At 43.3% G+C, this 13,130-nt stretch carries 14 protein-coding genes; 7 read left to right on the plus strand and 7 right to left on the minus strand.

Features of this window, described 5'->3' with window-relative positions; all coding sequences use genetic code 11:
- Positions 1–55: 55 nt before the first annotated feature.
- The 6 genes from KTR07_RS18375 to KTR07_RS18400 form a co-directional block, all read right to left on the minus strand.
- Positions 56–436 carry a VOC family protein gene (locus KTR07_RS18375; protein WP_008767940.1) on the minus strand — a complete coding sequence of 127 codons (381 nt, stop codon included), beginning with the start codon at positions 434–436 and terminating at the stop codon, positions 56–58.
- 13 nt (positions 437–449) lie between these two features.
- Entirely contained in the window at positions 450–1,583 is a 1,134-nt protein-coding gene (locus tag KTR07_RS18380) for a DUF4468 domain-containing protein (RefSeq protein WP_011107873.1), read from the minus strand.
- Positions 1,584–1,597: 14 nt separating this feature from the next.
- The gene (locus KTR07_RS18385) at positions 1,598–2,329 is read right to left on the minus strand and encodes an MBL fold metallo-hydrolase (protein WP_011107872.1); all 732 of its coding nucleotides are present in this window, start codon (positions 2,327–2,329) and stop codon (positions 1,598–1,600) included.
- A gap of 68 nt (positions 2,330–2,397) precedes the next feature.
- Positions 2,398–3,039 carry a pyridoxamine 5'-phosphate oxidase gene (gene pdxH, locus KTR07_RS18390; protein ID WP_011107871.1) on the minus strand — a complete coding sequence of 214 codons (642 nt, stop codon included), beginning with the start codon at positions 3,037–3,039 and terminating at the stop codon, positions 2,398–2,400.
- Between the two features lie 34 nt (positions 3,040–3,073).
- Positions 3,074–3,778, minus strand: coding sequence for a pirin family protein (locus KTR07_RS18395; RefSeq protein WP_008767943.1), 705 nt, complete (start codon positions 3,776–3,778; stop codon positions 3,074–3,076).
- Positions 3,779–3,838: 60 nt separating this feature from the next.
- A complete protein-coding gene (locus KTR07_RS18400; protein ID WP_008767944.1) occupies positions 3,839–4,840 on the minus strand; it encodes a 2-hydroxyacid dehydrogenase in 1,002 nt (333 codons plus the stop codon).
- A 209-nt stretch (positions 4,841–5,049) separates the two neighbouring features.
- Here KTR07_RS18400 and KTR07_RS18405 point away from each other — a divergent pair, with 209 nt between their 5' ends.
- Positions 5,050–6,483 carry an OmpP1/FadL family transporter gene (locus KTR07_RS18405; RefSeq protein ID WP_011107869.1) on the plus strand — a complete coding sequence of 478 codons (1,434 nt, stop codon included), beginning with the start codon at positions 5,050–5,052 and terminating at the stop codon, positions 6,481–6,483.
- Between the two features lie 99 nt (positions 6,484–6,582).
- On the opposite strand, the gene KTR07_RS18410 is transcribed toward KTR07_RS18405, so the two are convergent.
- Positions 6,583–7,872, minus strand: coding sequence for a DcaP family trimeric outer membrane transporter (locus KTR07_RS18410; protein ID WP_217315475.1), 1,290 nt, complete (start codon positions 7,870–7,872; stop codon positions 6,583–6,585).
- Positions 7,873–8,035: 163 nt separating this feature from the next.
- Between KTR07_RS18410 and KTR07_RS18415 the strand changes: the two genes are divergently transcribed.
- From KTR07_RS18415 to KTR07_RS18440, 6 genes are all read left to right on the plus strand, one after another.
- Positions 8,036–8,539 carry an RNA polymerase sigma factor gene (locus KTR07_RS18415; protein WP_008762155.1) on the plus strand — a complete coding sequence of 168 codons (504 nt, stop codon included), beginning with the start codon at positions 8,036–8,038 and terminating at the stop codon, positions 8,537–8,539.
- A gap of 248 nt (positions 8,540–8,787) precedes the next feature.
- Positions 8,788–9,162, plus strand: a complete 375-nt coding sequence (locus KTR07_RS18420) for a DUF2141 domain-containing protein (RefSeq protein WP_008762156.1) — start codon at positions 8,788–8,790, stop codon at positions 9,160–9,162.
- A gap of 4 nt (positions 9,163–9,166) precedes the next feature.
- Complete coding sequence (locus tag KTR07_RS18425) at positions 9,167–11,344, plus strand: outer membrane beta-barrel family protein (protein WP_008767947.1); 2,178 nt, start codon at positions 9,167–9,169, stop codon at positions 11,342–11,344.
- Positions 11,345–11,403: 59 nt separating this feature from the next.
- Positions 11,404–11,994, plus strand: a complete 591-nt coding sequence (locus KTR07_RS18430) for a hypothetical protein (RefSeq protein WP_008762198.1) — start codon at positions 11,404–11,406, stop codon at positions 11,992–11,994.
- Complete coding sequence (locus KTR07_RS18435; RefSeq protein WP_008762199.1) at positions 11,979–12,266, plus strand: transcriptional regulator; 288 nt, start codon at positions 11,979–11,981, stop codon at positions 12,264–12,266. The genes KTR07_RS18430 and KTR07_RS18435 overlap by 16 nt, the downstream gene beginning before the upstream one ends.
- A 142-nt stretch (positions 12,267–12,408) precedes the next feature.
- A complete protein-coding gene (locus KTR07_RS18440; protein WP_008762200.1) occupies positions 12,409–13,089 on the plus strand; it encodes a queuosine precursor transporter in 681 nt (226 codons plus the stop codon).
- Positions 13,090–13,130 lie beyond the last annotated feature (41 nt).

Genomic DNA, 13,130 nt, shown 5'->3' on the forward strand with positions numbered 1-13,130 from the left:
CTTATAAAAAGAAGCGGGGCAGGATGATCATCCTGCCCCGCTTCTTTTTATAAGGTTACTTCTTTTGTGGAAGTATCTCTATCCAGTAGTCATCCGGGTCGTTGATAAAATAAAGCCCCATGGCTGTATTCTCAAAACAGACACAATTCATTTCTTTGTGGTATTGCCGTATGGCGTCATAGTCGCCGGCTACACGAAAGCATAAATGACTTTCGTTTTCTCCCAGTTCATAGGGGGAGGTATGATCTTTCAGCCAGGTCAGTTCCAGTAGGAAGCCGGTTTCGTTGTCCGTCAGGTAGACCAGGATGAAAGAACCGTCGGAAGCTTCCTTCCGACTATGTTCTTTTAAGCCAAGCGCTTTTTCATAAAAAGCAATGCTTCGCTCCAGATTCGTTACATTGATATTAAAGTGATCAAATCTACTTTTAATTTCCATGATTGCTATCTTGTTATTTTTTCATCAATAGCTTCACGATTTCTCCGACATACGTACGGGGTTGTCCGGCTTGCGGAGTCGTTTGTGAAGGTAGTTTCTTACATTCGATAACAGCCGAAGGGGTCGTTTGGTTCGGAGCGTATAGTTTCAGTGTATAAGTTTCTGCTTTTTCTATCGCTTCGTAGGGCTGATCGGCAGAAAGTGTGCAATAAGCTACGGCTTTACCGTTTTGATAACCCAGTGCGCCGCCTGCGTTGGCTGTCATATTGGTCATGTTGAATTCATCTTTGCCGATAGAGATCACCAGTTTTCCATTGCCCATCAATGCATATACATCACCCGGAATCTGCTTCAGATCGATTTCTGTATATCCCGGCATATCTGCTGAAGCCTTGCCGACAGGAGTTGCAGGCGTTAAAGTAGCAGCAGGAGTAGTTGACTGATCTGCTTCTGCAGTGGTAACTTTACCGCCTTGACCAATCACCAGCGGACCTGCAGCGGCAACGATAGACGGTTTCTGTGCTTCTTCTTCTTTTTTCTTTTTCTCAGACTTCGGACGAGTATCGGGAGCACCGAAGGCTACAGCTACATCCATAAAGATGTCATCGGCAAAGTCTACCGTTTTTCTGCGCCATTTAGCCAAGCCGCGTACCAGTTTGGTTTTAGCTTTGTTCAGTGCATATTCATCTGTAATCCATTCTTCTGCTTTGTATTTTTCTGTTTCGCGGTAGGTGAAACGGATTTTTTCCAGTTCTACCAAGCAACTGCCCAGTTTGCAGGTAACAGTGATCTGATAATTGACCCAAGTGCGGTCCAATGACAGGGCGCTGGAGTAAAATGTGATCCATTCTTCACCTACACCGGCGATGGTTCCTTGTGCTTCATCGCTGAAAACGACGCGGCTGTCCGGATTATTGTTTTCTTTCAGACGTTCGTTCATCCACTTCATGACAGTGTCGTAGATTTGCTTCTGACTCATTCCGGGAATCTGGAATTCCTTGGAAAATACTACTTTACCATCTACTACAGGAACAGCTCCCGCAAGGTATCTGGTATCATCTCTTTTTTCTTTGTGCGATTCGGCTCTCATTGCCATTGGCAGGCATGTGAGAAGCATGGTAAGAAACAGGATTGTTAACTTATTCATAATTATTATTGTGTTTATTTGGTTATTTCAAAACTTTCGCCCCGATGGGTGATGCTGACAAACCGGCATCCTGCATTTTCGGCAAAATCACGGAGGGCATTTCCGCCTTCGTAGTCTTCACTGAAGTGCATGGGTACAAATATAGTAGTTTTTATTTGTTCGATGAACTGTTTTGCACCTTTCATATAATCTTTTCCCATCCTGCGGTCCACTGGGAACAGCGCTAAATCGATCTTCGGTGCTTTTTCTTTTAAATATTTAACTTCTGCAAGGAAGTCTCCGTTGGCTTTTCGTATCTCCGCTTCGGTAGATTCTTCACTCCAGTGCCAGTTGTTCAGATCGCCTGCATGGAAGATGTTCCAGTCTTGCAGATGGATCAGGAACGAACTGCCGACATCGGTCGAGCCGAATGCTTCGATGCGGATCGTCTCGTCTTCGTAGGTTTCTCCTTTTTTAATATAGGTAGCGTCTTCGGGCTTTGCACGATGGCTTTTCAGAATATCTTTGGAGAAAATGTACCGGATGTCGGGACGTGCTTCTTTCCACGTCAGTATTTCACGGTTGAAGTGGTCGGGGTGAAAGTGAGTGGCCAATACATAGAGTTTACCCGGTCTTTGCAGGAGGTAGTCATGTACGATTCCCCGGTTATGTTCAGTTTCCGAAGAATCTTTGTAATAATCGATGATGACGGTCACACCTTCTGCTTCGATGGCAAAACCGCTATGATAAATATAATCCAGTGTCATGAGCTGATTATTTTTACAGTTGCAATATTACGTATTCTAGTTGGAGTTGGCAAGAAAAATCAGTGAAATCAGGGAGAAAGTCGATTGATTTCCCATTTTCCATCCGTCTTTAGGGTATACAGGAAGCGATCGTGTAACCGGTTGGGGCGTCCTTGCCAAAACTCCATTCGGGTAGGAGTGACGGCATATCCGCCCCAGTTGTCGGGCCGTTCCACTTCTTTTCCCAGCCATCGGGCAGCTTCTTTGACGAAAGCGCGTATCAGTTGCATCCGGCTTGCGATAGGCTGGCTTTGTGGAGAAATACGTGCACCGATGCGGCTTTTATAAGGGCGCTTCCGGAAATATTCGTCCGATTCCTCCGGAGAAACTTTCGCGGCAGTACCTTCGATGTGTACTTGCCTTTCAAGTTCATGCCAGACAAAGGAAAGTGAAATGTACGGATTTTGTGCCAGTTGCCTTCCTTTGCGGCTTTCGTAGTTGGTATAGAAGATAAACTTTCCGTCATGCAGTCCTTTCAGCAGTACGGTACGGGTCGAGGGTCTGCCTTCGGGAGATACGGTACCTACAATGATGGCGGTCGGTTCTTCTACGTTTGCGTCGATGGCTTCCTGTAGCCAGCGGCTGAAAAGTGAAAGCGGGTCGCAGGGAAGTTCGCTTTCCCTTAACCCGCTTTTGGTATATTCTTGCCGGATATCAGCTATATTCTTCATTCATTCAAGATTCATGATTTCTAATTCCAAATTTCTACATCGGTACTTCTATCAATAAGATATGTGAGTCCTTCAATGTTTCGAGTTCGAAACTTTTCGTATCATAGACGCCCATTCCGTCGCGACGTTTCAGTACTTCTCCGTCTACTACGATTTCTCCTTCAATCAGGAAAATGTATACGCCGCCATGACTTTGGTGCAAGTGATAACCGAGTTTCTTTCCGGCTTCCACCTTTCCGATAGAAAACCAGGTGTCTTGTAGAAGTGAAGCGGGAGTACTGCCGTCGGGCGATACAATCACTGCCAGTTCGTTCGGTCGTTCCAGCTCTTTGATGCTAAAATCCTTGTAGACAGGATGTGTATTCCGCTCTCTCGGCATAATCCATATTTGCAGGAATTCTACCGGTTCTACAGGGCTGGCATTCACTTCACTGTGGAAAATACCCGTTCCGGCACTCATCGTCTGAATCTCTCCGACAGTGATGATACGGCTGTTTTTCTTGCTGTCACCATGTTGCAGATGTCCTTTCAATGGAATGGAGATAATCTCCATATTTTTATGCGGATGGGTTTGGAACCCTTCTCCGGGGGCGACTTTGTCGTCATTCAATACGCGGAGGGCACCGAAGTTGATACGGTCAGAATCGAAGTATTCGTCGAAACTGAAGGTATGGTAACTATCCAGCCAGTCATATTGGGAATGTCCTCTTGTATCTGCTTTATGTATTACTTTCTTCATAATTTTCTCCTTTTCTAATTGTTTATATACTTCTGTAACAAGGGAAGTCAGGTAAAGGTTCTATCTCTTCACTTCATTTAGCAAAGACTTGTGGTTGATGAAATCCTTGATATTCTGAAGTGTGGTCATGGCGATATTTCCCATTGCTTCACGTGTGAAAAAGGCTTGATGCGAAGTGACAATCACATTGTTAAATGAGAGCAGACGGGCAAGCACGTCGTCGTCGATGATGCGGTCGGACTGGTCTTCGTAGAAATATTCGCTTTCTTCCTCGTACACATCCAATCCGGCAGAACCGATTTTCTTGTTTTTTAAGCCTTCGATCAGGGCATTGGTGTGAATCAATTGTCCACGACCGGTATTGATGATCATGACTCCGTCTTTCATTTTGCTGATGGAGTAGTCATTGATCAGATATTTGGTGGCTTCGGTAAGCGGGCAATGCAGGGAAATAATGTCGGAACTATGGTACAATTCGTCCAAAGAAGTATAAACGATTTGTTCTTCCCTGGCAAAGTTGTAGTCGGGATAAAGGTCATAAGCCAGTATATTCATTCCGAATCCCTTTAAGATATGAATCAGAATTTTGGCGATTTTTCCTGTACCGATGATACCTGCCGTCTTACCGTGCATGTCGAATCCCATCAGACCGTGAAGGGAAAAGTTTCCGTCTTTTGTACGCCACGAAGCGCGTGGAATCTTTCGGTTGAGAGAGAGCATGAGTGCTACGGTATATTCGGCAACGGCATAAGGCGAATATGCAGGAACCCGTACAACGGTGATTCCGGCAGTGGCGGCAGCGTTCAAGTCTACATTATTGAATCCTGCACATCGGAGTGCCAGCAGTTTTACTCCGTTGGCTGCCATAGCATGAATGACTTCTGCATCGGCCGTATCGTTGACAAAGATACAGACCGCGTCTACTCCTTGCGTCAATAGCACGTTATTCTTATTCAGATGTCCTTTATAATAACGGAATTCAAATCCGAACTCTTTGTTTTTATCGTTGAAAGAAGCTTCGTCATAAGGCTTTGTTCCGAAAAATGCAATTGTATAGGCCATAATATTTTCTGTTTTTATTCTTATTAATAAACGTAAAAACAGGGTGGTTTGTTTATCTTTACCTTTGCTCTGAATGCGAATTGTTTCATTAGAAACAGTTTTTGTTTTCAATTAAAATGAGTGGATAAACGAAAATAAGTGCACAAACATGTGTTGCGTATGCAGGAATATTGTATCTTTGCGCCCGAATTAATTTAAAAAAGATTTAGATGAGAAAAAATTTCTTGATTGGATTTGTAATGTTAATCGTTTCAATTCCAACTTTTGCCGGAGATTATCTAACTAATACGAATCAGAATGCTGCTTTCTTGCGCATGATAGCCCGCGGCGCTTCCATTGATATTGATGGAGTTTATAGTAATCCTGCCGGACTGGCATTCCTTCCCCAAAATGGTTTACAGGTAGCACTGACTATTCAGAGTGCATATCAGACTCGTGATATTGCTGCTACAAGTCCTTTGTGGACTATGGATGGACAGACTTCCGTGCGCAATTATGAAGGAAAAGCTTCGGCTCCCGTTATCCCTTCTGTCCATGCTGTATATAAGAATGGTGACTGGGCATTTTCCGGTAGTTTCGCTATCGTTGGTGGTGGTGGAAAAGCTTCTTTCAATACAGGTTTGCCTATGTTTGATGCAGCTGCTATCGGCTTGGTAAATTCTACAAGTGATATGTTGAAACCTAATATGTACAATATCAATTCAGCCATGGAAGGTCGTCAATATATTTATGGTTTGCAGTTAGGGGCAAGCTATAAGATTAATGAACACTTTTCAGTTTTTGCCGGTGCCCGTATGAATTACTTTACAGGTGGATATAAAGGTTTTCTGAATATTGCCTTGAAAGAAGGAGTAGCAGGACAGATCGGTGCTGCTATAGTACAACAAATTATGGGGGCTAATCCTAATTTGAGTTTAGAACAGGCACAGCAGATTGCACAAGAACAATCTGCACCTATGCTTCAGAAACTGAATGATACGAAGCTTGAACTGGATTGTGACCAGACAGGTTGGGGATTGACGCCGATTATCGGTGTAGACGCTAAGTTCGGTAAGTTGAATTTGGCTGCGAAGTATGAGTTCAAAGCTAATATGAATATTGAGAACAATACACATAAATTGGAATTTCCGGATGCTGCTGCTGCCTATATGGCACCTTATCAGCATGGTGTGAATACTCCAAGTGACCTCCCTTCTATGTTATCTGTAGCAGCAAGTTATGAATTCTTGCCTTCTCTTCGTGCTTCAGTAGAGTATCATTTCTTTGATGACAAGAATGCAGGTATGGCTGATAACAAGCAGAAGACATTGAAACATGGAACACACGAATACCTGGCTGGTGTAGAATGGGATATAAACAAAATATTCACAGTCAGTGGTGGTTATCAGAAAACTGATTATGGATTGAGCGATGCTTTCCAGACAGACACAAGTTTCTCTTGTGATTCTTATTCAGTCGGTTTGGGCGGTCGTATTAATCTTAGTAAGGCGTTAAGTTTAGATGTTGCTTATTTCTGGACTACCTACAGCGATTATACCAAAGAAAATCCACGTGGCTTGGATGGGGCTATGGCTTCAATGGATAAAGATGTTTATAGTCGTACAAACAAAGTGTTTGGTGTAAGTGTAAACTATAAGTTCTAATATTAATCCGCTACGATTTTATATTAAAGAAGCCGTCTCGAACATTGTTCAGAGGCGGCTTCTCATATTATATATACCTAATATTATATATGTAATAGATTAGAAAGAATATTGTACCAGCATATTCAGCCGATTGGCATGGCGAGTAGAAGAGTTGAAATCAGTGCGCCATCCTCTCAGATATTCAACACCTACTTGCATATTGCTAGTCACATTCCAGAAAGCATTTGCTACGAAATACTGTCCTTTTCGGTATGCTTCCGGATTATCACTCGGATAGTTGTTTTCAGAGTAAAGTCTGGATAAGCTGTATGTACCGGATACAAAGATATTCGGGCAAATATTATATTGCAACCCCGCATACCAGCCCAGCATCGGAAGAACCTGCATCTTGCCTTCATTATCCGGATCGGGAACGATGTCCACATTCAGATTACTTAAGTCGTTCAGATAAGAACCAATTCCTTTTCCATAATTAAACTGTCCGAACACTTGCCACTTCTTGGTTACATTAAAGGTGGTAGATGCTTGCAGGCCAAATCCGGTAGTCGAAAAAGCCTTGTCGTGCACATTACTTGAATAAGTCATGCTGCGTACGATTGCACCCAACTTAATATGACTGTTACTATTCCAGTTATACTGTGCAGAAGCTGCAAAATCCGGCATTCGTTGCGTGTTGATAGATACATCGCTATTCGTTGTACCGTCTACCGAAGGCATTTCCATGGCAACGCCGAATCTCCAGTTTTTCAGTTTATCGCACATATAACTCAGTTGAGTGGTACGATAGAAAGCGGAACCGTTCGGACCGGCAAAGTCAATTGTTGCGGGCAGAGCCGAAAGGTCCATGAATGAACCGTAGCTGTATCCGATGGTAAATCCTAAGAACTGCGCATACGCATTTTGAAGTTCAAACGTCTTCCCATCTCCACGGAAGTTTCCGGCGGTATACACCACGAAGTCGCCCAGATGCTTGGTTCGTCCTACCAATTTCAGGAATAGGGTAGAAGTGGTGATGTCCATCTGAAATTGATTCTTGGTAAAATTTCCCTTTCCGGGCTGTCCGATCAATGCCGGATAGAAATCCACATCGTCAACGATGCCGTTGAAATCATACTCTGCCGTCGCACGTACGTAGCCGCCGATACCAAGGGCGAATTTCCCTTTCTGATCCGTCAGAAGGAAGCGGGGAGCATTCGGGTCGTGAAAACGCATCTGAGAGCGGTCGTTCATGATTCGGATGATTTCATCTCCGGCCTTGTCCCTGGAGACGAACATGATGGAATTCGGTTCCTCATCCTCGATGACTACTTTCTTTTGCGCATGAGCACAGACGGGGAAAATTCCGATCCCCAGTAGCATAGCTACCATTTTAAAGCTTGTTTTCATTATCAGTTAAGTTTTAGGTGAATGCCCAATGAACAACTAAAAAAAGAAATGGTTGAGAGGGGCTAAGGAAAAATTGCCAAACTTATCGGAAGAATTGCTATTTATAATCGTTCTAAAAAAGCGGATCTTTGTATCGTACTAATTAGATAAATAAAATACGAGAATGGAAAAAGTAGATTTTACTCAAGGAATATTGGCGATGGAGTCAGACCTGCATCGTTTCGCATATAAGTTGACTTCAGACCGTGATTCTGCCAACGACTTAGTTCAGGATTGTGTATTGCAGGCATTGGATAATCATGAGAAATTTACGCATGCCAAGAATCTGAAAGGATGGATGTTTACCATCATGCGTAATATCTTTGTCAACAACTACCGGCGCACGGTCCGCGAAATGAATTTGATCGATGATACCTATTCCATCAATCAGCAAAGTTTGATAGAAGATGAAGAAGGCGACCGTTTCGAGTTTGCTTATGACATGAAGCAGCTGTATAGAGTGATCCATTCCATCCCCGAAGATATGAAAGTTCCTTTCCAGATGTTTGTAGCTGGATTTAAATACAGGGAAATTGCCGAAAAATTAGGATTGCCGATGGGGACGGTAAAGAGCCGACTTTTCTTTATCCGCAAGCGTCTGAAAGAAGAATTGAAAGACTTCTCCTGATGCAACTTTCTAATTGAGTGATGTGTTTTAAGGTCAAAGTGAAGCCTTCCTGTCAAAATACGACGAATGACAGGAAGGCTTATTTAATTTGAAATATTCTTCCGAAATACTTGGTTTATAAAATAAACCTATTTATATTTGCATCGAGTAAGAGAGATGCGCAGCTCCTTACTTTTTTTAATCTATATATGGTTTATAAAATAAACTAATTAAATCATATCAACTAATTGATTGGAGGAAAGGAAAAGATGAAACGCTTGTTATTCATTGCTTTAGGGATTATTTGTTACCACGTTGTTACTTTTGCACAAGAAGTAAAAGTAGAAGTGCGGGGTATTCGTAGTGCAAAAGGCGCTATTATGGTCATGGCACAACAGGATTCGGAATCGAAGCCGGTATATGCGATGGCTACTGCTGTTAAAGATACAGTGACTGTTGTTCTAAAAGATGTTCCATGGGAAAAGTTTTTAATCTCTCTTTTCCATGATGAGAACGGAAACTGGGAATTGGACATGAATGAACAGGGAATACCGGTAGAAGGGTATGCCCGGGAAAAATGCAAGAAAGAGGCGGATGCTTCGGCTACCGTTAAAATGAAGATGTATTATCCGGTAAATGACTAACAGTATGCGATACCTGATATTTCTGATATTGGCCGGCTTTACCGGAGTTACTGCTTGGGGGCAGACTTCGACGACTGCTCGGCCGATGGCTGTGAATGATACTCTGACAGAAGATTCCACTTATGCGTTGCAGGAAGTGGTGGTACGGACAAGTCCTGTGAAACGGAAGGCAGACCGTTTTATCCTGTCCGTCCCTCCTGCACAGAACAAAGACGGAGTCGAACTCCTTCAACAAGCGCCCGGAGTATGGTTGTCCGACGAGCGGATTTCCATCAATGGTTCTTCCGGCACGAAGGTGTTTGTAGATAATAGGGAGATAAAACTTACCGGAGAGATGCTGATAGGCTATCTCCGTTCTTTGAAATCGGACGATATTGCTCGCGTTGAAGTGCTTCCAATGGCGGGAGCCGATAAGGATGCCGATGCTCAGGGAGGTGCTATACATATTATAATGAGACGTCATACGGACAAAGGATTTCAGGGAAATCTTTCTATGAATGCTTCCTTTGCCTCTTCCTTGCAATCTTATCAGCCTAGTGGTAGCTTGAATTATCATAGTGGGAAGTGGGATACCTATGGATTTGCTTCCGGTACTTTGGTTCCTCAGAATAAAGGAGATTTGTACGTTACCCGTGATTATGTAGCGGGAGATAAAGGTTTTTCCAGTCTGACCCGTATGAAGCAGCCTTCGCGTTACGGGACGATTCGGATGGGAACAGTTTATACGATGGACTCTTCCAATAGTCTGGGAGTAGAGCTGGAGTATGTTCGTCGCGGATACATCTGGCCGTCTCAGAGTTACTCTACTCTGTCGGTAGGACCGCTGGATATGGAAAGTCAGGGTGTGTATCGTCAGAAAGAGACTTACAATATGTATACAGCTACTGCCAACTATATACATAAACTGGATAAGGACGGTTCGGTGCTGAAGCTTGTTACCGACTATATCTCTAAAGATCTGCATGGCAGAAATCAGTATCAAATTTTTCAGGAGATAGGTGCTCTAAATAAAGATACCGTTTACCGTTCCCGCTCTAATGCCACTTATCAGATCGCAACTGCCGATCTGTCGTGGAAACAACAGTTACATAAGAAATCGTTTTTCCAGATAGGAATGAAATATACCTATACGGGAATGAAAGATGATGCCTGTTACGAAGGGCTGGAACCTGACGAAAGTTGGAAGCCCAATGTTGCTTATGGATATGAACTCGATTATCACGAGAATATCGGTGCTTTATACGGAACTTATTCTCTGGATATGAAAAGAGGATCTGTTCATATTGGACTTCGGGGAGAATATACGCAAACCTCCAATGAAACAGAACGTCGGACGAGAAAATACTGGGATTGGTTTCCACATATCGATGGAAATTTCTATTTTGATGAAATTCACAAGTGGATGCTTATCGGTCAGTATGGACGCTATATAGAACGTCCGACTTTTTCGGCTCTCAACCCGAACCGGATTCAGACTTCCGAATACAGTTATCTGATAGGCAACCCGATGTTGCGTCCTACTTATATTAATAAATTCAGTATTACGCTGGTCTATAACTTCCGGTATACATTGACTGTTGGCGGCAATTTGCACCATGATCTGATCCGTCAGTTTGGTAAAGAAGATGCGGAGAATTCGGATATATCATATGTCATCAATGAGAATCACAATCGTGAGAACCATTGGTTCGTAGCCATCACTGCTCCCTGGCAGCCGCTCAATTGGCTGAATCTGAATGCCAGCTTTATCGGAGTGAGGCAAGATATCCGCATGTATCGGGAGGACGATTACTTTGGGCACTTCCTTTATTTCGCCAATGCTAATGCTACGGTCCTTTTACCGTCAGACTATTCGTTGGAAGCACAATATAATGGAGTTAGCCGGTTGTATTCCGGTAATAGCGGGATCGATCCTCGTCATACATTCAACCTGCACCTGCGCAAAAAATGGAAAGACGGGCGTTGTGTAGCTACTTTGGGGGTAGACAATATCTTCAACCGATATAATTCTTATTTCAGCAATGTACCGAGTTATTCATCTCAAAATCGTTTTGAACTGGCTTCGAGCGGAAGACTGATGAAACTCACATTTACCTGGAATTTCAATCATGGAAAGAAATCGGGTGCGGTGACTGTAGAAAAGAAATCGGCAAGTGAAAGAAGCCGTATCGAAGGAAAATAGACAAGGATTTTTGGTTTATTACGTAAACAATATTATTTTTGAAACAAAATTGATAGAATATGGAAGACAAGAGAATTTCAGAGAAAGAGAGTTTGGAACTGATTGCCCGCATGATTCGGGAGACGCAGGACAATACAGCCCGTTATGCAGCCTACCCATTATTGATATGGGGATATACTACTGTGGCTATATCACTTGTGGTATGGTACTTTTATTTGCAGACGGGAGTGTGGCAGATCAATTTTCTCTGGTTTGCTTTGCCTGTCATTGCCGGACCGCTGACTATCTTTTTTAATAGGAAAGACAAGAATAAGGGAGCAAAAAATTACATAGACCGGGTGACTGGTCAGATATGGGCTGTGTTTGGAGTAGTAGGTTTTTGTCTGTCTTGCATGGCATTTGTTGTCCGTATTGATATTCTGTTTGTAATTTCCTTATTGATGGGGATGGGGGCTACTCTTACGGGGTTGGTATGTAAGTACAAGCCGCTTAGTATAGCAGGGATGACTGGTATCGCCCTTTCTTTTTCCATGCTTTTTATTCATGGAAGCGGGGTATATCTGGTGTTTGCTGCCATCTTTATAGTGATGATGATTGTCCCCGGACATATTATGAATAAACAGATGAAGAAGCAATGTTTAAAGAACTGAATCCTATCTTGCATTCACAGCTTCGCTTGGCTATAATGTCGATTCTGCTGACGGTGGAGGAGGCTGAGTTCGTCTACTTGAAAGAGAAGACCCAGTCGACAGCGGGAAACCTCAGTGTGCAGTTGGATAAGCTGAGTGAAGCCGGATATATCGAGGTGGAAAAAAGCTTTGTAGGCAAAAGGCCGCGTACTGCCTGCCGGATCACTGCCGGAGGCAGGAAAGCGATGGAGGAATATGTGGAGACGCTGAAGGAGTATCTTTCGGGGTTGTAGTTCATGCCCCGAATAAAGTTATCGGATAACTTTGCCTTCTCGCTTTTTTCTTCTACCTTTGCACCCCGAAACAAGTAAAAAGATGTATGATGCCGTGAATAGCGGTCGTGTATTCTAGAACACCACGTAAAAAACAGGAGTTATGAAAGAAAAAGTATCAGTACCTTTTATGTTGCTGGGCATTCTCTTCAATGTATGCCTCATTGCAGCCAATCTTCTTGAAACGAAAGTAATTCAGGTCGGCAGCCTGACTGTCACAGCCGGATTATTGGTTTTTCCTATTTCTTATATCATTAATGATTGTATCGCCGAAGTTTGGGGATTCAAGAAAGCACGTCTTATTATCTGGAGTGGTTTTGCCATGAACTTCTTTGTGGTAGGGCTTGGCTTGATAGCTGTTGCGATACCTGCTGCTCCGTTCTGGGAAGGCGAAGAGCATTTCGATTTTGTATTCGGTATGGCTCCCCGCATCGTAGCAGCCAGTTTGATGGCTTTCCTTGTCGGTTCATTCCTGAATGCGTATGTGATGAGTAAGATGAAGATTGCCAGTCAGGGGCGGAACTTCTCTGCCCGGGCTATTCTCTCAACGATTGTCGGCGAGACTGCCGATTCGTTGATTTTCTTCCCGATAGCTTTCGGAGGCATCATTGCCTGGAAAGAACTGCTTATCATGATGGGACTTCAGATTGTCCTGAAATCGATGTACGAAGTAATCATCCTGCCGGTGACTATCCGTGTGGTGAAAGTGATTAAGAAGGTAGACGGCAGTGACGTGTACGATACTAATATTTCTTATAACGTACTGAAAGTCAAAGATATTTAATGAAACGACTTCTTCCGGCCTGCTTCGAGGGCTGAGAATAT

It is taken from the genome of Bacteroides sp. MSK.20.82, from assembly GCF_019052485.1.
Classification (GTDB): Bacteria; Bacteroidota; Bacteroidia; order Bacteroidales; family Bacteroidaceae; genus Bacteroides; species Bacteroides thetaiotaomicron.

Excerpts from the sequence above, each read along its gene's own strand:
- KTR07_RS18375 (WP_008767940.1), bottom strand. The coding sequence starts at position 436 with ATGGAAATTAAAAGTAGATTTGATCACTTTAATATCAATGTAACGAAT.
- KTR07_RS18380 (WP_011107873.1), bottom strand. The coding sequence starts at position 1,583 with ATGAATAAGTTAACAATCCTGTTTCTTACCATGCTTCTCACATGCCTG.
- KTR07_RS18385 (WP_011107872.1), bottom strand. The coding sequence starts at position 2,329 with ATGACACTGGATTATATTTATCATAGCGGTTTTGCCATCGAAGCAGAA.
- pdxH (WP_011107871.1), bottom strand. The coding sequence starts at position 3,039 with ATGAAGAATATAGCTGATATCCGGCAAGAATATACCAAAAGCGGGTTA.
- KTR07_RS18395 (WP_008767943.1), bottom strand. The coding sequence starts at position 3,778 with ATGAAGAAAGTAATACATAAAGCAGATACAAGAGGACATTCCCAATAT.
- KTR07_RS18400 (WP_008767944.1), bottom strand. The coding sequence starts at position 4,840 with ATGGCCTATACAATTGCATTTTTCGGAACAAAGCCTTATGACGAAGCT.
- KTR07_RS18405 (WP_011107869.1), top strand. The coding sequence starts at position 5,050 with ATGAGAAAAAATTTCTTGATTGGATTTGTAATGTTAATCGTTTCAATT.
- KTR07_RS18410 (WP_217315475.1), bottom strand. The coding sequence starts at position 7,872 with ATGAAAACAAGCTTTAAAATGGTAGCTATGCTACTGGGGATCGGAATT.
- KTR07_RS18415 (WP_008762155.1), top strand. The coding sequence starts at position 8,036 with ATGGAAAAAGTAGATTTTACTCAAGGAATATTGGCGATGGAGTCAGAC.
- KTR07_RS18420 (WP_008762156.1), top strand. The coding sequence starts at position 8,788 with ATGAAACGCTTGTTATTCATTGCTTTAGGGATTATTTGTTACCACGTT.
- KTR07_RS18425 (WP_008767947.1), top strand. The coding sequence starts at position 9,167 with ATGCGATACCTGATATTTCTGATATTGGCCGGCTTTACCGGAGTTACT.
- KTR07_RS18430 (WP_008762198.1), top strand. The coding sequence starts at position 11,404 with ATGGAAGACAAGAGAATTTCAGAGAAAGAGAGTTTGGAACTGATTGCC.
- KTR07_RS18435 (WP_008762199.1), top strand. The coding sequence starts at position 11,979 with ATGTTTAAAGAACTGAATCCTATCTTGCATTCACAGCTTCGCTTGGCT.
- KTR07_RS18440 (WP_008762200.1), top strand. The coding sequence starts at position 12,409 with ATGAAAGAAAAAGTATCAGTACCTTTTATGTTGCTGGGCATTCTCTTC.